Origin of the sequence: Nonomuraea sp. NPDC049309 (assembly GCF_043196965.1) — a bacterium.
Taxonomy (GTDB): Bacteria; Actinomycetota; Actinomycetes; order Streptosporangiales; family Streptosporangiaceae; genus Nonomuraea; species Nonomuraea fastidiosa.
Window position 1 is genome coordinate 742,762 of sequence record NZ_JBICSH010000003.1, and the last position, 19,699, is coordinate 762,460.

General features: G+C 70.2%; 20 protein-coding genes. 19 read left to right on the forward strand and 1 reads right to left on the reverse strand.

The window, feature by feature from the left end; all coding sequences use genetic code 11:
* The first annotated feature begins 105 nt into the window (after positions 1-105).
* The 16 genes from ACGFIM_RS23990 (at position 106) to ACGFIM_RS24065 (ending at position 15,943) form a co-directional block, all read left to right on the forward strand.
* Positions 106-753 carry an L-threonylcarbamoyladenylate synthase gene (locus tag ACGFIM_RS23990; RefSeq protein ID WP_393203730.1) on the forward strand — a complete coding sequence of 216 codons (648 nt, stop codon included), beginning with the start codon at positions 106-108 and terminating at the stop codon, positions 751-753.
* An 89-nt stretch (positions 754-842) separates the two neighbouring features.
* Positions 843-3,986: a hypothetical protein gene (locus ACGFIM_RS23995; RefSeq protein ID WP_393203732.1), complete on the forward strand. Its 3,144-nt coding sequence runs from the start codon at positions 843-845 to the stop codon at positions 3,984-3,986.
* Complete coding sequence (locus ACGFIM_RS24000; protein WP_393203734.1) at positions 3,986-4,363, forward strand: hypothetical protein; 378 nt, start codon at positions 3,986-3,988, stop codon at positions 4,361-4,363. Before ACGFIM_RS23995 ends, ACGFIM_RS24000 begins: the two co-directional genes overlap by 1 nt.
* 569 nt (positions 4,364-4,932) lie before the next feature.
* Positions 4,933-6,198, forward strand: coding sequence for a serine hydroxymethyltransferase (glyA, locus tag ACGFIM_RS24005; RefSeq protein WP_393203736.1), 1,266 nt, complete (start codon positions 4,933-4,935; stop codon positions 6,196-6,198).
* A 57-nt stretch (positions 6,199-6,255) separates the two neighbouring features.
* Positions 6,256-7,548, forward strand: a complete 1,293-nt coding sequence (locus ACGFIM_RS24010) for a glycosyltransferase family 4 protein (RefSeq protein ID WP_393203738.1) — start codon at positions 6,256-6,258, stop codon at positions 7,546-7,548.
* A 131-nt stretch (positions 7,549-7,679) separates the two neighbouring features.
* Positions 7,680-8,102 carry a hypothetical protein gene (locus tag ACGFIM_RS24015; protein WP_393203740.1) on the forward strand — a complete coding sequence of 141 codons (423 nt, stop codon included), beginning with the start codon at positions 7,680-7,682 and terminating at the stop codon, positions 8,100-8,102.
* 66 nt (positions 8,103-8,168) lie between these two features.
* Positions 8,169-8,384 (forward strand): AtpZ/AtpI family protein, encoded by a 216-nt coding sequence (locus ACGFIM_RS24020; RefSeq protein WP_355429926.1) that lies wholly within the window; start codon positions 8,169-8,171, stop codon positions 8,382-8,384.
* A gap of 67 nt (positions 8,385-8,451) precedes the next feature.
* Positions 8,452-9,249: a F0F1 ATP synthase subunit A gene (atpB, locus tag ACGFIM_RS24025; RefSeq protein WP_393203743.1), complete on the forward strand. Its 798-nt coding sequence runs from the start codon at positions 8,452-8,454 to the stop codon at positions 9,247-9,249.
* Positions 9,250-9,327: 78 nt separating this feature from the next.
* Positions 9,328-9,558 (forward strand): ATP synthase F0 subunit C, encoded by a 231-nt coding sequence (gene atpE / locus ACGFIM_RS24030; protein WP_020546689.1) that lies wholly within the window; start codon positions 9,328-9,330, stop codon positions 9,556-9,558.
* A 28-nt stretch (positions 9,559-9,586) separates the two neighbouring features.
* Positions 9,587-10,135, forward strand: coding sequence for a F0F1 ATP synthase subunit B (locus ACGFIM_RS24035; protein WP_393203745.1), 549 nt, complete (start codon positions 9,587-9,589; stop codon positions 10,133-10,135).
* Positions 10,136-10,223: 88 nt separating this feature from the next.
* Positions 10,224-11,033 carry a F0F1 ATP synthase subunit delta gene (locus tag ACGFIM_RS24040; RefSeq protein WP_393203747.1) on the forward strand — a complete coding sequence of 270 codons (810 nt, stop codon included), beginning with the start codon at positions 10,224-10,226 and terminating at the stop codon, positions 11,031-11,033.
* Positions 11,034-11,056: 23 nt separating this feature from the next.
* Positions 11,057-12,706, forward strand: coding sequence for a F0F1 ATP synthase subunit alpha (gene atpA, locus ACGFIM_RS24045; protein ID WP_393203749.1), 1,650 nt, complete (start codon positions 11,057-11,059; stop codon positions 12,704-12,706).
* A gap of 3 nt (positions 12,707-12,709) precedes the next feature.
* Positions 12,710-13,612, forward strand: a complete 903-nt coding sequence (locus ACGFIM_RS24050; RefSeq protein ID WP_393203751.1) for a F0F1 ATP synthase subunit gamma — start codon at positions 12,710-12,712, stop codon at positions 13,610-13,612.
* 1 nt (position 13,613) lies between these two features.
* Positions 13,614-15,062 carry a F0F1 ATP synthase subunit beta gene (atpD, locus tag ACGFIM_RS24055; RefSeq protein ID WP_393203753.1) on the forward strand — a complete coding sequence of 483 codons (1,449 nt, stop codon included), beginning with the start codon at positions 13,614-13,616 and terminating at the stop codon, positions 15,060-15,062.
* A gap of 66 nt (positions 15,063-15,128) precedes the next feature.
* Positions 15,129-15,530: a F0F1 ATP synthase subunit epsilon gene (locus tag ACGFIM_RS24060; protein ID WP_393203755.1), complete on the forward strand. Its 402-nt coding sequence runs from the start codon at positions 15,129-15,131 to the stop codon at positions 15,528-15,530.
* 95 nt (positions 15,531-15,625) lie between these two features.
* On the forward strand, positions 15,626-15,943 hold the full coding sequence (locus ACGFIM_RS24065) for a DUF2550 domain-containing protein (RefSeq protein WP_393204178.1): 318 nt from the start codon (positions 15,626-15,628) through the stop codon (positions 15,941-15,943).
* A 46-nt stretch (positions 15,944-15,989) separates the two neighbouring features.
* Here ACGFIM_RS24065 and ACGFIM_RS24070 read toward each other — a convergent pair whose 3' ends face one another.
* On the reverse strand, positions 15,990-16,580 hold the full coding sequence (locus ACGFIM_RS24070) for a cob(I)yrinic acid a,c-diamide adenosyltransferase (RefSeq protein WP_393203757.1): 591 nt from the start codon (positions 16,578-16,580) through the stop codon (positions 15,990-15,992).
* Between the two features lie 127 nt (positions 16,581-16,707).
* Here ACGFIM_RS24070 and ACGFIM_RS24075 point away from each other — a divergent pair, with 127 nt between their 5' ends.
* The 3 genes from ACGFIM_RS24075 to ACGFIM_RS24085 are packed head-to-tail and all read left to right on the forward strand — an operon-like array spanning position 16,708 to position 19,694.
* Positions 16,708-17,616, forward strand: coding sequence for an ABC transporter ATP-binding protein (locus tag ACGFIM_RS24075; RefSeq protein WP_393203759.1), 909 nt, complete (start codon positions 16,708-16,710; stop codon positions 17,614-17,616).
* Entirely contained in the window at positions 17,613-18,722 is a 1,110-nt protein-coding gene (locus ACGFIM_RS24080; protein ID WP_393203761.1) for an ABC transporter permease, read from the forward strand. Before ACGFIM_RS24075 ends, ACGFIM_RS24080 begins: the two co-directional genes overlap by 4 nt.
* The gene (locus tag ACGFIM_RS24085; RefSeq protein WP_393203763.1) at positions 18,723-19,694 is read left to right on the forward strand and encodes a sensor histidine kinase; all 972 of its coding nucleotides are present in this window, start codon (positions 18,723-18,725) and stop codon (positions 19,692-19,694) included.
* The last annotated feature ends 5 nt before the right edge of the window (positions 19,695-19,699 follow it).

Below are 19,699 nucleotides of genomic sequence, written 5' to 3' on the forward strand. Positions count from 1 at the left end.
CGCTGCCCGCTCCTGGCCGCCTGGATGCCGCGGCGACCGTACGTGGAGGAAGGAGGGCGCCTCGTCAGCGCCGTTCACCGCTGAGCGGAGCGAGGCATACCAACCGTGGGACGACGTTTCGACTGCTCCGATCCGGACCAGCGGCAGATCGGGCTGATGGAGGCCGCGGCCGCCGTGCGCCGCGGCGACCTGCTGGTGCTGCCCACCGACACCGTCTACGGCATCGGCGCCGACGCCTTCACACCGGAGGCGGTCGCCAAGCTGCTCGAGGCCAAGGGACGCGGGCGTGACATGCCGCCGCCGGTGCTCGTCGGCACCGTACGCGCGGCCACCGCACTCGTCGACGACCTCGGGCCGTACGGGCAGGACCTCATCGACGCCTTCTGGCCCGGGCCGCTGACGCTCATCTGCAAGGCCAACAGGGCCCTGTCGTGGGACCTGGGCGACACCAAGGGGACGGTCGCCGTACGCATGCCGCTCCACCCGGTCGCGCTCGACCTGCTCAAGGAGACCGGGCCGATGGCCGTCTCCAGCGCCAACCGGTCGGGCTCGCCCGCCGCCACCACCGTCGACGAGGCCGAAGAGCAGCTCGGCGACGCCATCGAGGTCTACCTCGACGGCGGCAAGAGCACCGACAACACCCCGTCCACCATCCTCGACCTCACCACCGCCGTCCCCCGCCTGCTGCGGCGCGGGGCCATCCCGGTGGAGAAGCTGCGCGGCATCATCGGTTACGTCGCCACCGACGATTAGGTCGTATACCCGCTGCTTATTCCGGCTGTAAAGCCGCTCTCGCCGTGGTTACGTGAGGCGCGGAGCGGCTAGACGTCGGGGAGTGGCGCATGGGCAAGTACGACGGCATGGACCCCAAGCTGGTCCGTGACCTGCTGGCCGAGGTGCAGCGGGCGGCGAAGCGGATGCGTACGACCGAAGAGCGGGTCCGCAACGCCCTGCACCAGGCCGGACTGCCCACCCAGACCACCCACCGTCCCGTGCAGGTCGCCGACGCGATCGACGTGATGGTGCGCGACGTCAACAAGCGGCTGGCCACGCTGGAGAAGCGGGTGGATTCGCCGAAGGCGGGCTCGGGCACCGCCGGCGACGACTCCAAGGAGGTGCCGGGCGAACGCGGGCGGTACGAGAACCCCCGTGGCGGGGAGTCCGCGACGGACGGCAAGAACGGCACCGACGCCAAGCCCGCCAAGCCCAGCGCCCCCGAGGACAAGCCCGACGCCAAACCCGACTCCAAACCCGGCGACAAGCCCGCCAAGCCTGGCGCCTCCGACGACAAGCCCGGCGACAAGCCCGCCAAGCCCGGCGTCCCTGAGGACAAGCCCGACGCCAAGCCTGGCGACAAGCCCGATGCCAAGCCCGCGAAGCCCGACGCTCCCAGTGAGAAGCCCGATGCCGGGCAGCGTCCGGACTCGGGCGACAAACCGGACTCGAATGGCAAGCCGGACGCCAGCGGGCGGCCGGACTCGGGCGACAAGCCGAGCACGGACGGAAAGCCGGATGCGGACGGGAAGCCGGGCACCGGTGACAAGCCGGATGCCTCCGGGGAGCGGTGCGAGAACGACGGAAACAAGCACGGCGGCGACGGCAGGACCGGCGACCAGGCCGACCAGCCCAAGGACGACGGCCTGGACAGCCGCCGCGACCGGGGCACCGACGCCGGCACCCGGGACACCGGCACCACGGGCGACGGGGCTGCGGACAACGGGACCTCCAACGACGGGACGGCGAACGGGCAGCCCGTCGGGGACGGCCAGGACGCGAGCAAGCCGCAGGTCGTGGTGGTGGACGGCGTCAAGGTGCTGCAGGTGCCGCTCGACCCGCCGTCCGCCGCGGTCATCGAGGACATGCTGCGCAACCCCGACAAGGTCCAACCGGCGGAGATGCCCAAGGTCGGCGCCGACAACGCCGCCCTTCCGCCGAACGACGGCTCGTCCACCTCGACCGGCACCGGGAGCACCTCGACCGGCACGGCGAACATCGGCGGCTACGTGAACGACGGCAGTGACGTCGTCTCGGCCGGGGCCCGCCGCCCGGACGTGGACGCCTACCGGACGATCACCGACGATCACCGCAACTTCGCGCCCCAGGACATGCCCGGCGTGCAGGCCCAGCCGGGCGAGTACGGCAGGGGCGAGTGGGCCGAACGCGCCATCCGCCCCGACGGCCCATCAGGCTCGATCGCCCCCGGCGACCCGGCCGGCGGGGCGGACCCCGTACGCACGTACCCGCCCGCCGAAGCGACCTCGGGCGGTCCCGCGGGGGACGGCCACGTGTCGTCGGCGGCGGGAAGCACGTCAGCAGGCACGTCAGCGGGCACGGTGGCGGGCACGTCAGCGGGCACGGTGGCGGGAGGCCACGCCCCGGCGGACACCTCCACCGGCACGCCATCCGGCGGAACGTGCCCACCCGCAGGCGACCAACCCGCCACCGGCCAGCCCTCAGGCGACCGCGGCACGGGCACCGGAGACCCCGCCGGCCAAGGCCCCGGCGGCGCGGGCACCGGCGACCAGGGGACGGGTGGCACCGGCACCGGGGATCGCGGCGCGGGCGACACCGGGTCTGGGACTCGCGGTGCGGGCGACACCGGGACCGGCGAGCGTGGGACAGGCGCTACGGGGACCGGCGACCGGCCGAACGGCGGCCAGGGTTCCGGGAACGCGGGTGCCGGCGACCAGGGGACCGGCAGCACCGGGACCGGCGATCGCGGCGGCGATGGCAACGGCAACGGGGATCGTCCTGCTGGTGGCGGCAGGACCGGCGACTGCGACACGGGTGACGCGGGAACCGGAAACCGGGGGACGGGCGGAACGGGATCCGCTGACCAGGGGACCGGCGATCGCGGTGCCGCCGGCACGGGGAACGGTGAGCGCGGCGCGGGCGACGCCGGAGCGGGCGACCGGGGGACCGGTGGGACCGGGTCCGGTGAGCAGGGCGTCAGTGGTGGGAGTGGAGATCGGGGTGCGGGCGGCGGGGGCCAGGGTGCCGATGGGGGCGGGGGACGCGGCGAGCCGGGTGGTCAGGGTACAGGTGCCGGGGCTGATGGCCAGAGTGCGGATGGCCGGGGCAGGCCCGTCACGATCCCGCCGACCGACCCGTCCGTCGAACCCCCCAACGGCACCGCCACCGACCCGTCGAGTACGACACCCGACCGAGGGACCGGCGGCGCAACGCAGGGAACCGGCCAGACCGGCACAGGACACGGCTCCAGCGCGGGCTCCGGCACGGTACCCGGCTCCAGCGCGGGTTACGGTGCGGCGCAGGCAGTGGGCGCAGGGTCCGGTACGGGTCCGGTTTCGGACGCGGGTTACGGTGCGGTGCAAGGAGCGGGCGCAGGGCCCGGCACGGATCTGGGCCCGAACGCGGGTGCGGCGCAGGCAGCGGGCGCAGGATCCGGTACGGGCCCGGGTTCGGACGCGGGTTACGGTGCGGCGCAAGGAGCGGGCGCAGCACCCGGGGCGGTTCCAGGTTCGGAGGCTGGGGCCGGGGTGGTTCTGGGCTCGGACACGGTACCGGGCGCTGGTGCAGGGGGTGGAGCCGCGTCAGGCGCCGGATACGGCTCCGTGTCGGCCCAGGAGGCGGGTTACGACCTCGGCGCGGGCCAAGGGGCCGGTTACGGGGCGGAGGCGGTCTACGACGCTCTGGGACGGGGCGGCGAGGGCGCGGGTCAAGATGGCGGGACCGGTGCGTACAACGTGCTGATCGCGTACGACGTCGACCCAGGCCCCGACACCGCGACCGGCCAGGACGGCGCAAGGGCGGCGGGCGACGGCGACGAGGTCGTGTCGATCGACGTAAGCCCGCCGGACCTGGAGGCCATCGGGACCGTCATCGAGCACCACCGCGACGTCCTGCCCCAGGAGATGCCGTCCGTGCGGGTTCCGCCCGGAGAGTACGGCAGAGGCGCCTGGGCGCCCGAGGACATCAGGCCGGACGGCCCGCCCGGTGAGGTGGACCCGGAGAGGAGAGCGTGATGTACGTCGACCCGCCGGCGCCCAAGCCCAGGGGGCCTTACGAGACGCCGCCGATCAACACCACCGGCCCGCTCGAAGACCCGCAGCGCGCCTGGCGCTTCAACCCCGACTACGAACGCCTGGTCGTCGCCTGGCAGACGGTCAAGCCGCAGCTCGACGAGCTCAGGGCCGTGCTGGACAAGGCGTACCAGATGGCGACCAGCCCTCAGACGTGGGACGCCCCGGTCGGGAAGCGGTACGTCGAGGACATCAGGGAGTGGCGCAACCGCCTGGCCCTCTACCGGCACGCTGTGCTGACCACGATCAGTGACGAGGCCTCCGACACCCCGCGCTGGCTCCCCACCACCGCCAACGCCCCTCACGCCTACCCGTCCTGACCGCCGCCGCCGGCCTCTCCCGCCTGTCCGTCCGGAGTCGCAGGCAGCGACATCGAGCGCCCACCCGTCCTGTCTCCGTCACCGGCCTTCGCGCCTGCCCGCCTCGAAGGCGCGGGAACGGCCCACGTCTGCTCGTCCTGACTCGCCACCGACCGGCTGGAGGAGCCGGAGCAGACCAGCCACCGCTGCGGTGGCCCACCGCCCACGAGCCGCCGCCGACGACCTTCGCCGAGAGCCGCGCCTTCGGTGGGTGCGCCTTTTCGTACCTTCGCTGGTGTCTGCGGGACCCGCGCTGCCCACGAAGGTCGCGGCCCGCCGTTCCTGAGGGCGGGTGCTCAGCGTGGGGAGAGGGACCTGGCCGGCTTGTAACCGGGGGAGCCGGAGGGGCTGCGGTTGCGCGGCCGGTGGCGGGTGAGCCGCCGGGAGGCGTGTGCCGGGGGGCGGCGCACGGGCGTCGGCGGTGCGGAGCGGGGGAGTCCCGAACGGGTGGGGGTGGGTTGTCATGAGGGCGGATTTCGGGGCAGCCATCGTGTATGGGAAAAACGGACATCCGGTCGTACAGTGGGGAAATGGGTGCGGAGCCCTACTACGGCCCGGACTTCGGGCTGCTGCAGGAGCGCGATCCCGAGATCGCGCAGGTGCTGCTCGACGAGCTGGACCGGGTGCGCGGCGGCATCCAGCTCATCGCGAGCGAGAATTTCACCTCGCCCGCCGTGCTGGCCGCCCTGGGCTCCACGTTGACCAACAAGTACGCCGAGGGCTACCCGGGCCGGCGCTATTACGGCGGCTGCGAGGTCGTGGACCGGGCGGAGCACCTGGCGGTGGAGCGGGCCCGGAGGTTGTTCGGGGCGGAGCACGCGAACGTGCAGCCTCATTCGGGTGCGTCGGCGAACCTGGCCGCGTACGCGGCGCTGCTGCAGCCGGGTGACACGATGCTGGCGATGGCGCTGCCGCACGGCGGCCATCTGACGCACGGCTCGAAGGTGAATTTCTCGGGACGCTGGTTCGACGTCGTGTCGTACGGCGTGCGTCGCGACACCGAACTGATCGACTACGACGAGGTGCGCGATCTGGCGCTGCGGTACCGGCCGAAGCTGATCGTGTGCGGGGCGACGGCGTACCCGAGGTTGATCGACTACTCGATCTTCCGCTGCATCGCCGACGAGGTGGGGGCGTGGTTGCTGGCGGATGTGGCGCATCCTGTGGGGTTGATGGCGGGCGGCGCGATCCCGTCGGCGGTGCCGCATGCGGACGTGGTCACGTTCACCACGCACAAGACGCTGAGAGGCCCGCGCGGCGGCGCGATCCTGTGCACGTCGGAGCTGGCCAGGCGGATCGACCGGGCGGTGTTCCCGTTCGTGCAGGGCGGGCCGCTGATGCATGTGGTGGCGGCCAAGGCGGTGGCGTTCGGCGAGGCGATGCGGCCGGAGTTCGCGAGTTACGCAAGGCGGGTGGTGTCGAACGCGCGGGCGCTTGCGGAGTCGCTGGCGGCGGAGGGGCTGCGGCCGGTGTCCGGCGGCACGGACACGCATCTGGCGCTCATCGACCTGCGCGAGGCGGGCGTGACGGGGGCCGAGGCGGAGCTCAGGTGCGCGGCCGCGGGGATCACGCTGAACAGGAACGCGGTCCCGTACGATCCGGAACCCCCGGCGGTGACGTCGGGCATCAGGGTGGGGACGCCGTGCGTGACCACGCAGGGCATGGGCGAGGACGACCTGGCCGAGGTGGGCAGGCTGGTGGCGGCGGCGGTGCGCAGGCCGGGGACGGTGCGGGAGGTCAGGGAAAGAGCCGCGGCGCTTCTCGCCATACATCGGCCATATCTCGGCGAACATTAAGCTGGTCTGTGTCGTTTTCCGGTCACAACTGGCCGGTGGATCCGGGAAACTAGGGTCGTGCGCGAATACCTGTTCATGGCGCTCATCTCAGCGGCGGTGACCTACCTGCTGGTGCCGTTGGTACGCCGCTTCGCCATCCGCATCGGCGCCATGCCCGAGGTTCGCGAGCGAGATGTGCACACCACGCCGACGCCCAGGCTGGGCGGGCTGGCGATGTACGGCGGCCTGGTGGTGGGCCTGCTGGTGGCGAGCCGGCTGCCGCACAGCGGCGCGGCGCTCGCGGAGTACGACGCGAACGTGGTCACGGCGCTCATCGTGGCCGGTGCCCTCATCACGGTGACGGGCTTCCTCGACGACTGGTGGGGCATGGACGCCTTCATCAAGCTCGGCGGGCAGATCGCGGCGGCCGGCGTGCTCGTGGCCTACAACCTGCGCTTGCTGTACATCCCGCTGCCGAAGGACTGGGGCGGTTCGACCAGCCTCGACTACACGCTCAGCACGATCATCACCATCCTGGTGGTGGTGGTCACCATCAACGCGGTCAACTTCGTCGACGGGCTCGACGGTCTCGCGGCCGGCATCGTCGGCATCGCGGCCCTGGCGACCTGGGCGTACTCGATCTTCCTCGCGCAGAGCATGGCGGTCGGCAACATCACCACGACCGCCGCCATCGCGGCCGTGCTCATCGGCACCTGCGTCGGCTTCCTGCCGCACAACTTCCACCCGGCGAAGATCTTCATGGGCGACACCGGCGCCATGCTGATCGGCCTGGTGCTGGCCTCGTCGATCGTCACGGTGACGCCGCTCGACCCGGCGGCCATCGAGAACATGAACAAGTTCGGCGTGCTGCTGCCGCTGATCCTGCCGGCCGCGATCCTGGTGCTGCCGCTCGTCGACCTGATCACCGCGGTGGTGCGGCGTACGTCGCAGGGCCTGTCGCCGTTCGCGCCCGACCGCGGTCACCTGCATCACCGGCTGCTCGACATCGGCCACTCGCAGCGCCGCTCGGTGCTGATCATGTACGCGTGGGCGTTCCTGTTCGCCTTCGTCGTGGTGCTGATGTCCCGCCAGGGCGTGCCGGTGCTGCTGTTCCCGGTCTTCATCGTGCTGGCGCTGGCCGTGCTCGTGCTGATGGCGGCGCCGCGCTGGCGCGGCAGGGGCGGCTCGCGCCCGCCGTCCCAGGGCGGCGGCGAGCCGGGCGACGACGACGGCCCCCCGACCGGCCCGATGCCGCCGGTCCTGCCGGACCGGCAGGTCAGAGGGCAGATGCCGCCGCCGGGCGGCGCCGCTCAGGAAAGAGCGACAGAAGACGGCAAAACGGTCATCACCGCATTTCCGTATCGTCCGTGATCGTGAACTAGAAACGGCAGGTAAAAGCGGTCTTCCGTGAGCTTGTGATATCTTTCACGAGCAGGGGCCTCCAGATGCACCGGTTCTGGAGGTAGCAAACGCTCGCTTGATAACTTGCCGATGGAGCATTGATGCAGGCCAACGACGTGCGCGTACTCAAGAGCGCCGCGCTTCCGACTCTCGCGGTCGGGGTGGTCGCCGTGCTCGTGTCCCTCGTGGTGGCAGGTGGCAAGGGAGCGCTCGGCGCAGCCCTCGGCACTGCGCTCGTCGGGGTCTTCTTCAGCGTCAGCGTGGTGGTGGTGTCGTACGCCGCCCGCGTCTCTCCCCAGCTGATGGCGATCGCCGCGATGCTGAGCTACCTCGTCAAGGTCGTCGTCATCATGGTCGTGCTCAACGCGTTCCGCGACACCACGGCGTGGAACACGCTCGCTTTCGCGTGGTCGGTGGTGATCTGCACTCTCGTGTGGACCGGCTTCGAGGCCCGCGCCTTCATGAAGACCAAGATGCTGTACGTCGACCCCGAGGCCCGGGTCCCCGGTAGGGGCGACTCATGAACCCTGGTGACCAGGCGGGGTCCGATATGACTAGCCCTCTGTCCGCCTGCTATCGTCGGGGCCGCGATGAGCGCACAGGAACGCCGACCGGAAGAAGACGGTCGCGACTTCGCCGACGCCATGTGGTCAGTCCCCAGCTATCTGCTCGCGGGGATGGCCGTCTACGGCGGTCTCGGGTGGTTGCTGGACCGGTGGTTGGACATGTCCGCGTTCTTCCCCATAGGCGTGGTTCTGGGGGTTGTGCTCGCCGGCTACCTGGCCTACCGCAAGTTCAGTCGCTAACCCGGCGCAGCGATCACTTCGCCGAGGTAACTCTTGTGATCCACTACGACGTTGAAGGGAACGCCGCGTGAGTGCGCTGACGGTCCTCGCTCCACATGGCGATCAGTTCGGGGCGCCTACGCCTGAAGAGCTGTTCGACCTGCCCCCCATCATCGCGGGTGTCGACTGGTTCACCAAGCCGGTCCTGCTCGCGATCCTCACGTCGATCGTCGTGATCGCCGTGTGCTGGGGCGCCTTCGGCAACCCGAAGGTCGTGCCCAGGGGCCTGCAGAACGTCGTCGAGTACGGCTACATGTTCGTCCGCGACCAGGTCGCCCGGCCCTTCCTGGGCAAGGACGCCGACCAGTGGATGGGGCTGCTCGTCTCGATCTTCTTCGTGGTCCTGCTGTGGAACCTCATGGGCGTCATCCCCATCCTGCAGTTCCCGGTGGCCTCGCACATCGCCTTCCCCGCCGTGCTCGCCGGTCTGATCTACATCCTCAAGATCTACCTCGGCATGAAGCACCAGGGCGCGCTCGGCTACTTCAAGAACATGATGTTCCCTCCGGGGCTGCCGAAGTTCATCTACGTCCTGCTGGCTCCGATCGAGTTCCTGTCGAACCTGATCATCGCCCCCTTCACCCACGCGGTCCGACTCTTCGCGAACATGTTCGCCGGCCACATGCTGCTGGCCTTCTTCAGCCTGGTCGGTTTCTGGTTCCTGTTCGAGAAGCTGACGCCGCTGGGCGCCCCCGTCGGCGTGATCGGCGTGGTGATGACGATCATCCTGACCGGCTTCGAGATGTTCATCCAGTTCCTGCAGGCCTTCCTGTTCGCGATGCTGGCGGCGATGTACATCGGCAACTCGCTCCACGCGGAGCACTGAGAACCACCGCACGACTCACGGAATGTCCATGACCGGTGATACCCAATCCACCGGCCGTTAAGTAAAGGAATACGAACAATGAGCGTTCTCGCTGAGGTCTCCGGCAACGTCACCGCCATCGGTTACGGTCTCGCCGCCATCGGCCCCGGCATCGGCGTCGGCATCATCTTCGGTCAGGGCGTGCAGGCCATCGCCCGTCAGCCGGAGGCTTACGGCCTGATCCGCCAGAACATGCTCCTCGGCTTCGTCCTCACCGAGGCCCTCGCCCTGATCGGCCTGGTGGCGCCGTTCATCTTCTCGGGCATCTGATCGCCCCCAACTGACGGAAGGCTGCAACATGGTCATCAAGGCAGCTACGCTCCTTGCGGCGGAATCGAGCCCGCTCATTCCGCACACGTACGAGCTCGTCGTCGGTATCTTCGCGTTCCTCGTCGTCTTCCTCGTCGTCGGCAAGCTGCTCGTCCCGCGCATCCAGAAGACGCTGGCCGAGCGCACCGACGCCATCGAGGGTGGCATCAAGCGGGCGGAGGAGGCGCAGGCCGAGGCGCAGGCCCTGCAGAAGCGCTACCAGGAGCAGCTCGAGGAGGCCCGTCGCGAGGCCGCCAGGCTGCGCGAGGAGGCGCGTGAGCAGGCCGCGCAGATCAAGGCCGAGCTCCGCGAGGAGGCGCAGGCCGAGGCCCGCCGTCTCGTGGAGGCCGCGCACGCCCAGATCGAGGCCGACCGCCAGGCGGCCTTCGCCCAGCTCCGCGCCGAGATCGGCCGCCTGTCGACCGAGCTGGCCGGCCGCATCGTCGGCGAGTCCCTGGAGGACGAGGTCCGCCAGAGCCGCATCGTGGACCGGTTCCTCGACGAGCTGGAGAACAGCAACGCGCAGGCGGTGCGCTGATGCTGGAGCGAACCCCCCGCGGTGAGCGGAGCGGACACGCGCGCGGCGTGCGCGTCCGCGCGGCGAACGAGGAGCGGGTGAGCGATCGATGAGGGGTTTGAGCAGGGCCTCGCTTGTCGAGGTCGAAGAGCGGTTCAACGCGGTCGCGGGCAGCGCCGACCTCGGCGCGCTCTCTGACGAGCTGTTCGCCATCGCGGACCTGCTCGACCGCGAGCACGGCCTGCGCCGCGCCCTGTCCGACCCGGCCAGGCTGGCCGAGCAGAAGGCGGGCGTGCTGCGCTCGCTGCTGCAGGGCAAGGTCGGCGAGGCCGCCCTGGCCACGGCCGAGGCCGCGGTCTCGGCGCGCTGGTCGCGCACGGGCGACCTGGCCGACGTGCTCGAGCGGCTCGGTGTCGTGGCCGCGGCGGCGGAGGCGGAGGGCCAGGGCAGGCTCGACGACGTGGAGGACGAGATCTTCCGCTTCGGCCGCATCGTCGCCGCCAACCCCGACCTGCGCAGGGCGCTCGCCGACGCGTCCGCTCCCGAGGAGGGCAAGCGCGCGCTGCTGCGCAGCCTCCTTGAGGGCAAGGTCGCGCCGACCAGCCTGCGCCTGATCACGCAGCTCGTTGTGCATCCGCGAGGACGTAGTCTGGAAGCCGGCCTGGAAGAGGTCGGCCGACTGGTCGCCCAGCAGCGCCAGCGCCTGGTGGCGGTGGTGCGCAGCGCGGTCGAGCTGACCGACGCGCAGAAGGAGCGCCTGAAGGCGTGGCTGCGCGCCTCGTACGGGCGGGACGTGCACCTGAACGTCGAGGTGGACAAGCGAGTGCTCGGTGGGTTCTCGGTCCGCATCGGCGACGAGATCATCGACACCACCATTGTGGGACGAATCGAAGAAGTCCGCCGCCGGTTGGCCGGCTAGGCGAATAGGGAGACAGAGTAGAGATGGCGGAGCTTACGATCCGGCCGGACGAGATCCGGGACGCGCTTGAGCGCTTCGTCCAGGCGTACGAACCGGAAGGCGCCGCGCGCGAGGAGATCGGGACCGTCGTCGACGCCGGCGACGGCATTGCCCATGTCTCCGGCCTTCCCTCGGCGATGGCGAACGAGCTGCTGGAGTTCGAGAACGGCACGCGCGGCCTGGCACTGAACCTCGACACCCGCGAGATCGGTGCCGTTATCCTGGGCGAGTTCGCCGGCATCGAGGAGGGCCAGACGGTCCGCAGGACGGGCGAGGTCCTGTCCGTGCCCGTCGGCGACAACTTCCTCGGCCGCGTGGTCGACCCCCTGGGCAACCCGCTCGACGGCAAGGGTGCCATCGAGGCCGAGGGCATCCGCGCCCTCGAGCTGCAGGCCCCCTCCGTCGTGCAGCGGCAGCCGGTGAAGCAGCCGCTGCAGACCGGCATCAAGGCGATCGACGCCATGACGCCGATCGGCCGCGGCCAGCGCCAGCTGATCATCGGTGACCGTGGCACCGGCAAGACCGCGATCGCCGTGGACACGATCCTCAACCAGCGCGAGGGCTGGCTCTCGGGCGACCCCGAGCAGCAGGTCCGCTGCGTCTACGTCGCCGTCGGCCAGAAGGGCTCGACGATCGCGCAGGTGAGGGCCCGCCTTGAGGAGGCAGGCGCGATGGAGTACACCACCATCGTCGCCGCCCCGGCCTCCGACCCGGCCGGCTTCAAGTACCTCGCCCCGTACACCGGTTCGGCCATCGGCCAGCACTGGATGTACCAGGGCAAGCACGTTCTGATCGTCTTCGACGACCTGACCAAGCAGGCCGACGCCTACCGCGCCGTGTCCCTGCTGTTGCGTCGCCCGCCGGGCCGTGAGGCCTTCCCCGGCGACGTCTTCTACCTCCACTCCCGGCTGCTGGAGCGCTGCGCGAAGCTCTCCGACGACATGGGCGGTGGCTCGATGACGGGTCTGCCGGTCATCGAGACCAAGGGCAACGACGTGTCGGCGTTCATCCCGACCAACGTCATCTCCATCACCGACGGCCAGTGCTTCCTGGAGACCGACCTGTTCAACGCCGGTGTCCGCCCGGCGATCAACGTCGGTATCTCGGTCTCCCGAGTCGGTGGCTCGGCGCAGGTCAAGGCCATGCGCAAGGTCGCCGGTACGCTGAAGCTGTCGCTGTCGCAGTACCGCGACCTGGAGGCGTTCGCCGCGTTCGCCTCCGACCTCGACGCCGCCTCGCTCGCCCAGCTCGAGCGCGGTCAGCGACTGGTCGAGCTGCTCAAGCAGCCGCAGTACCAGCCGTTCCCGGTCGAGCGCCAGGTCGTGTCGGTGTGGTCCGGCACCACGGGTGAGCTGGACGAGGTCCCGGTCGAGGACATCCGCCGGTTCGAGGCCGAGTTCCTCGACTACCTGGCCTCCTCGCACAAGGGCATCCTCGACACCATCCGCGAGACGGGCGAGCTGTCCGACGACACGGTGACCGCTCTGAAGGACGCCATCACGGAGTTCAAGAAGGGCTTCACCACCTCCTCCGGTGAGCTGCTGGTCAAGGACGAGCCGGTCGCTCCGCTGGCCTCCGACGAGGTCGGCCAGGAGAAGATCAAGAAGGTCGTCCGTCCGGCGGAGAAGAAGTAGCAGATGGGTGCCCAGCTAAGGCAGCTGCGGCGGCGGATCAACTCGGTGAAGTCCACCGCGAAGATCACCCGCGCGCAGGAGCTCATCGCCTCTTCACGGATCGTCCGGGCGCAGCAGCGGATGCAGGCGGCGCTGCCGTACGAGCGCGAGATCACGCGCGCCGTCACGGGCGTCGTCAGCAACGCGGCCAGCATCGACCATCCGCTGATCGTGGCGAAGGAGAACCCCGCCAAGGCGGGCGTGCTCATCGTCACCAGCGACAGCGGATTCTGCGGCGGCTTCAACGCCAACGTGCTGCGCGAGGCCGAGGCCCTGCGCGGGCTGCTGGAGGGCCGCGGCATCGAGGCCGTGCCGTTCGTGACCGGTCAGAAGGGCGTCACCTGGCACACCTTCCGCAACAGGGAGATGGGCGGCAGCTGGACCGGCTTCACCCGTAAGCCGTCCTACGCCGACGCCAAGGAGATCGCCGGCACGCTGATCGAGTCGTTCAAGGACGACAACGGCATCGACGAGATCCACATCGTCTCGACCGAGTTCGTCTCGATGCTGTCGCAGAACGTCGTGGTCAAGCGCATCCTCCCGCTGGAGATCGAGGAGACCGAGGCGACGGAGTCCACTGCGATCCCGCCGTACTTCGAGTTCGAACCGACCGCCGGCGATGTGCTGGAGTCGCTGCTGCCGCGCTATGTGGAGTCGCGCATCTTCACGGCGCTGCTGCAGTCCGCCGCCTCGGAGGAGGCCGCGCGGCGGCGTGCGATGAAGTCGGCGACCGACAACGCCAACGAGCTGATGCGGGTGCTCACCCAGCAGATGAACCAGGCTCGCCAGGCCGAGATCACCCAGGAAATCAGCGAGATCGTCGGTGGCGCCAACGCGCTCGCTGACGCCGCAGCGGGGAAAGAGTGAAATGACTGCAGAGGCTGTAGAAACTACCGAAGCCCCCGCGGCCGGCACTGGCCGCGTGGCACGTGTCACCGGCGCCGTCGTCGACGTGGAGTTCCCCGTCGATGCGATGCCCGACATCTACAACGCGCTCAAAGTCGAGGTGACCCTCGGTGGCGAGACCAAGACCCTGACGCTCGAGGTCGCCCAGCACCTGGGTGACAACCTCGTCCGCGCCATCTCCATGCAGCCCACCGACGGCCTGGTCCGCGGCGCGCCGGTCGTCGACACTGGCGCCCCGATCTCGGTGCCCGTGGGCGACGTCGTCAAGGGCCACGTGTGGAACGCGCTGGGCGAGACGCTCGACGTCCCGACCTCCACGCTGAAGGTCGAGGAGCGCTGGCCGATCCACCGGCCGTCGCCCTCCTTCGACCAGCTGGAGTCCCGCACGGAGCTGCTGGTCACCGGCATCAAGGTCATCGACCTGCTCACCCCGTACGTGCAGGGTGGCAAGATCGGCCTGTTCGGTGGCGCCGGCGTGGGCAAGACGGTGCTCATCCAGGAGATGATCCGCCGCGTCGCCCGTAACTTCGGTGGTACGTCCTGCTTCGCCGGTGTGGGCGAGCGCACCCGTGAGGGCAACGACCTCTGGCTGGAGATGGCCGAGGCCGGCGTGCTCAAGGACACCGCGCTCGTCTTCGGCCAGATGGACGAGCCGCCGGGCACCCGTCTGCGCGTGGCGCTGTCGGCGCTGACGATGGCGGAGTACTTCCGCGATGTGCAGAAGCAGGACGTGCTGCTGTTCATCGACAACATCTTCCGCTTCACGCAGGCCGGTTCCGAGGTCTCGACGCTGCTCGGCCGTATGCCGTCCGCCGTGGGTTACCAGCCCACGCTGGCCGACGAGATGGGTGTGCTCCAGGAGCGCATCACCTCGACCCGCGGCCACTCGATCACCTCCATGCAGGCGATCTACGTCCCCGCGGACGACATCACCGACCCGGCGCCGCACAACGCGTTCGCGCACCTCGACGCGCAGACCGTGCTCTCGCGGCCCATCTCCGAGAAGGGCATCTACCCCGCGGTGGACCCGCTCGACTCCTCCTCCCGGATCCTCGACCCGCAGATCGTGGGCGAGGAGCACTACCAGGTGGCCCAGGAGACCAAGCGGATCCTGCAGAAGTACCGCGAGCTCCAGGACATCATCGCGATCCTCGGTATCGACGAGCTGTCCGAGGAGGACAAGGTCATCGTTCAGCGGGCCCGCCGCATCGAGCGTTTCCTGTCGCACCCGATGTACGCGGCCGAGGCCTTCACCGGCCAGCCCGGCGAGACCGTGCCGCTGGACGAGACCATCGCCTCCTTCAAGGGTCTGTGCGCCGGTGAGTACGACCACCTGCCCGAGCAGGCGTTCTTCATGGTGGGTGGCATCGATCAGGCCATCGCCAAGGCCAAGGAACTCGAGCGTCGCTAATCGCCCCACGGTGGTGGCGCGGCACGCCCGCCGTGCCACCACCTGATCGGAAAGGAACCTACACAAGTGGCGAAGCTACGCGTAGGGGTTGTCTCACCCGAGCGTGAGATCTGGTCGGGCGAGGCCGACATGGTGATTGCCAAGACCGTGGACGGCGAGATCGGTATTATGCCGCAACACGCACCTGTGCTCGGCGTTCTCGTCGAGGGCGGGGTGCTGCGCGTCAAGCGGGAAGGCGAGCCGGAGCTGGTCGCCGCGGTGCACGGGGGCTTCATCTCCGTCGCCGACGACGAGGTCTCCGTGCTGGCCGAGCAGGCCGAGCTCGGCTCCGAGGTCGACGTCGCCGCGGCTCGTGACGCTCTCGACCGGGCCCAGGCCTCGATCGAGGCCAACCAGGAGGACGCCGACGCGGCCCTTGAGGCCAAGCGTGCCAGGGCCCGCCTGCGCGCGGCGGGCGAAGAGGTTTAATAGCACCTATCAAGCGGGCTCAGGGGGGCGGCATGGTGGCGACGGTTGTGATTCTCGTAGTGCTACTTGCCGCCCTCATCGTCGTTCGCGGTGTCATGCTCTCGCGCGCCCGCGGGAGCGTACCCTGTCGGCTGCGCGTGGGGGAGCGCGGCTGGCAGAGCGGGGTGGCCCGCTACGCCGACGGTGAGCTCCACTGGATTCCGCTGCTGGGCGTCCGACTCAGGCCGCGTCACGCTATTGCGAGGCGCGGCCTTGTCGTTTCCGCCCGCAGAGAGATCGACGGCGGGCTGTACGCCGTCGACTGCTCCGGCAGCACGCAGAACATCTCGCTCGCGATGAGCGCCGACGCGATGACCGGCTTCCTGGCCTGGCTGGAGTCGGCGCCCCCGAGCGCGTACCTGGACGTCGCCTGAGCCCTGACGACCGGGGACGCCCCTGCCCGGCCCGGAGAGCGGCCTCTCAGCGCGTGCCGCCGGGCTTCCAGAGGATCTCCTTGCCGTCGTGCGCGACCCGGCAGGCGATGAAGAGCAGGTCCGACAGGCGGTTGAGGTATTTCGCGGTCAGCGGGTTGGTGTCGTCGTGCGCCTCGATGGCCGCCCATGCCGACCGCTCCGCGCGGCGTACGGTGACGCGGGCCACGTGCAGCGCCGCCGTGGCGGGGTCGCCGCCCGGCAGGATGAAGCTCCGCAGCGGCTTGAGCCCTGCGTTGAAGCGATCGCACTGTTCCTCGAGCCAGGCGATGTACGGCGCCTCCACGCGCAGCGGCGGGAACTCGGGGTTCTCCACGACCGGCGTCGCCAGGTCGGCCCCCACGTCGAACAGCTCGTTCTGCACCCTGCCCAGCACCTCGGCCAGCTCGGCGGGCAGCGTGCCGTACGACAGCGCCAAGCCCAGGTGGGCGTTGGCCTCCTCCACGTCGGCGTAGGCGACGAGCCTGGGGTCGGTCTTCGCGGTGCGGCTCCCGTCGACCAGCGCGGTCGTGCCGTCGTCGCCGGTGCGGGTGTAGATGCGGGAGAGAACGACCGGTTTGTCCTTATCGGCGCGCGTCATGGGCTCAGCGTAATGACAAATGTCATCGGGAACGGACGCGGGATGCACATCGAGCCGGTGATTTCTCCGACTACCAGGGCTAATAGGGCAAAGGCCACCATGGACGCATGACGAAGGAGATGACCTGATGCTCGAGATCAGCGAGCTGCGCAAGCGCTTCTCGGGCGGTGCCGGCGCCCCCGGCGGCAAGCTCGCCCTGGACGGCATCAGCTTCACCGTGCGGCCCGGCGAGATGTACGGCTTCGTCGGCGCGAACGGCGCCGGCAAGACCACGACCATGCGCATCGTGATGGGCGTGCTCCAGGCGGACTCGGGCACCGTGAGCTGGCAGGGCAGGCCGCTCGGCTACGACGCCCGCCAGCGCTTCGGCTACATGCCGGAGGAGCGCGGGCTGTACCAGAAGATGCGGGTGGGCCAGCAGATCGAGTACTTCGGCCGGCTGCACGGCCTGAGCGCCACCGCCGCCAAGAAGGCCACCGACGACCTGCTCGAACGCCTCGGGCTGACCGAGCGCAGGAACGACCCGGTGCAGGCGCTGTCACTGGGCAACCAGCAGCGCGTGCAGCTCGCGGTGGCGCTGGTGCACGATCCCGAGGTGCTGATCCTCGACGAGCCGTTCTCCGGGCTCGACCCGATCGCGGTGGACGCGCTCGCCACGGCGCTGCAGGAGCGGTGCAGGAGCGGCGTACCGGTGATCTTCTCCAGCCACCAGCTCGAACTGGTGGAGCGGCTGTGCGACTCGGTGGGCATCGTCTCGGGCGGCCGCATGGTGGCCACGGGCACGGTGGAGGAGCTGCGCGCCGCCGAGGGCGGCACGCTGGTCGTGGTCGTCCGCGATCCGGCCCCCGGCTGGGCCGACGGCATCCCCGGCACGGTCACCGTGGACGGCGACCGGCACATCCTGCGTACGAGCGACGTGCGTACGAGCGAGGACGGCCAGGAGATCCTGCGCCGGGCCATGAAGGCGGGCGTGGTCGAGCGCTTCGGCGCCGAGCACCCGTCGCTCACCGAGATCTTCAAGGAGGCCGTGGCGTGAACGGACTGATGCTGGTCGCCGAGCGCGAGATCAGCACCCAGGTCAGGACCAAGGGGTTCGTGATCGGCCTGCTGATCACGGTCGTGCTGGTGGGAGCGCTGTCGTTCGCGCCCAAGGTGTTCGGCGGCGGCGACTCGTACACGCTGGGCACCGTCAACTCCCAGCCGCTCCCGCTGCAGCAGGCCGCGCCGGACGTCGAGGTCGAGTGGCGCGAGTTCCCCGACGAGGCGGCGGCGAAGCAGGCCGTGCTGGACGGGGACGTGGACGCGGTGCTGGTGGACGGCACCAGGGTGCTCACGGACGGCGAGATCGACCAGCAGCTCGGCGTGCTCATGCAGAGCGTGAACCGGGAGGTCAAGCTCGGCGCCGCCGGGGTGAACATCGAGCCGCTGCGGATGCAGTCGGTGGGCGCGGACACGCGCTACGAGGCGGCCAGGACGGCCATCGCGACGATCCTCGTCTTCGTGCTCTTCTTCATGATCCTCGGCCAGGTCGTGATGGTGGCCATGGGCGTGGTCGAGGAGAAGGGCAGCCGCATCGTCGAGATCCTGCTGGCCTCGGTGCGGCCGTGGCAGCTGCTCGGCGGCAAGATCCTCGGCCTGGGCGTGGTCGGCCTGATCAACCTGGCGGCGATCCTGGTCGTCGGCCTGGGCGCGGCGGCGGTGTCGGGCCTGTCGGCCGACTTCCCGCCCGGCATGGCCGGGCTCGTGGTGGCGGTCGTGGTCTGGTTCGTGCTCGGCTACGCCTTCTTCGCCACGCTGGCGGCGGCCTCCGGCTCGCTGGTCTCGCGCCAGGAAGAGGTCAACACCGTGATGACGCCGCTCACCATGGTGATCATGGGCACGTACTTCGTGGCCTTCTACGCCGGCAACGAGCCCACGGGCACGCTGGCCACGGTCGCGTCGTTCATCCCGCCGTTCTCCTCGATGATCATGCCGGTGCGGATGGCCGCGACCGAGGTGCCGCTGTGGCAGGTGCTGCTGTCGATGGGTCTCATGGCGGCGGGCGTGGTGGCCGTGCTGGCCTTCGGGGCGACGGTGTACCGGCGGGCGGTGCTGCGGACGGGGGCGCGGCTCAAGCTCATGGAAGTCCTCCGCTCGCACTGAATGGACACGATGGAACGCGCGCGCTCGGCCGCGAGGAAGGTGCTCGGGCTGGGGCTCCTCGCCTGCTGGGCCCTCATCGCGCTGAGGTTGCCCGGGGACGCCGCGGACGGCCGGATCGCCTGGTGGCGGGTGCCGCTCGCGGCGGTCACCGCGGCCGGCTTCACCTGGACGGCCTGGCAGGTCGTGGACGAGCTGCTGGACCGCCGCCGCTACCCCGCCTGGCGGATGGCGGCGGCGGCGCTCCTCCTCGTGGCCGCCGCGGTCGCGGGCGGGGCGGATCCCCTGGGATGGGGCGTGCTGCTGCTGTGCCTGCTGTGCATGGCCGTGCTGCTGCGCAGGCTCGCGCTGGAGGCGAATCAGGCCGGCGAGGCGGGCACCCGGCTGGCGCTGGCCGAGCAGCGGCTGCGCTCCTCCGGTGAGGTGCACGACCTCGTGGGGCACCAGCTCTCGGCCATCGCGGTCAAGACCGACCTCGCGGTACGGCTGTCGGACAAGGACGCGAAGGCGGCCAGGGCCGAGATGGCCGAGGTCAACGCGCTGACCAGGAAGGCGCTCAAGGAGCTGCGGCAGGCCGTACGCGGGCTGCGCGAGCTTGACTTGGCCGCCGAGCTGAATAGCGTGAAGAGTGTGCTCGAAGCGGCGGGGGTCCGCTGCGAGGTGGGCCTGCCCCACCGCGAGACGCCGGACGGCGTGGCGCCGGTGTTCGCCTTCGCGGTGCGCGAGGCGGCGACGAACGTGCTCAAGCACAGCACGGCGACATTCTGCGACATCACCTTCCGGGTCACCGCGGACGAGGCTGAGCTGGTCGTGCGCAACGACGGGGTGGCGCGCAGGAAGGCGGCCGATCCGGGCAGCGGTCTGGCCGGGGTGAGCGAGCGGCTGGCGGCCGTCGGGGGAGTCATGACGGCCCAGCCGACCGGGGACGGACATTTCCTGCTCCGTGCGGTCGTGTCACTTCCGATGGCTGGGTAGGGGTG

Coding starts and splice junctions, on each gene's coding strand:
- atpA (WP_393203749.1), top strand. CDS start 11,057: ATGGCGGAGCTTACGATCCGGCCGGACGAGATCCGGGACGCGCTTGAG.
- ACGFIM_RS24035 (WP_393203745.1), top strand. CDS start 9,587: ATGGTCATCAAGGCAGCTACGCTCCTTGCGGCGGAATCGAGCCCGCTC.
- ACGFIM_RS24015 (WP_393203740.1), top strand. CDS start 7,680: ATGCAGGCCAACGACGTGCGCGTACTCAAGAGCGCCGCGCTTCCGACT.
- ACGFIM_RS24075 (WP_393203759.1), top strand. CDS start 16,708: ATGCTCGAGATCAGCGAGCTGCGCAAGCGCTTCTCGGGCGGTGCCGGC.
- ACGFIM_RS24000 (WP_393203734.1), top strand. CDS start 3,986: ATGTACGTCGACCCGCCGGCGCCCAAGCCCAGGGGGCCTTACGAGACG.
- ACGFIM_RS23995 (WP_393203732.1), top strand. CDS start 843: ATGGGCAAGTACGACGGCATGGACCCCAAGCTGGTCCGTGACCTGCTG.
- ACGFIM_RS24065 (WP_393204178.1), top strand. CDS start 15,626: ATGCTCTCGCGCGCCCGCGGGAGCGTACCCTGTCGGCTGCGCGTGGGG.
- ACGFIM_RS24070 (WP_393203757.1), bottom strand. CDS start 16,580: ATGACGCGCGCCGATAAGGACAAACCGGTCGTTCTCTCCCGCATCTAC.
- ACGFIM_RS24085 (WP_393203763.1), top strand. CDS start 18,723: ATGGACACGATGGAACGCGCGCGCTCGGCCGCGAGGAAGGTGCTCGGG.
- ACGFIM_RS24020 (WP_355429926.1), top strand. CDS start 8,169: ATGAGCGCACAGGAACGCCGACCGGAAGAAGACGGTCGCGACTTCGCC.
- glyA (WP_393203736.1), top strand. CDS start 4,933: ATGGGTGCGGAGCCCTACTACGGCCCGGACTTCGGGCTGCTGCAGGAG.
- ACGFIM_RS24050 (WP_393203751.1), top strand. CDS start 12,710: ATGGGTGCCCAGCTAAGGCAGCTGCGGCGGCGGATCAACTCGGTGAAG.
- atpE (WP_020546689.1), top strand. CDS start 9,328: ATGAGCGTTCTCGCTGAGGTCTCCGGCAACGTCACCGCCATCGGTTAC.
- ACGFIM_RS24040 (WP_393203747.1), top strand. CDS start 10,224: ATGAGGGGTTTGAGCAGGGCCTCGCTTGTCGAGGTCGAAGAGCGGTTC.
- atpD (WP_393203753.1), top strand. CDS start 13,614: ATGACTGCAGAGGCTGTAGAAACTACCGAAGCCCCCGCGGCCGGCACT.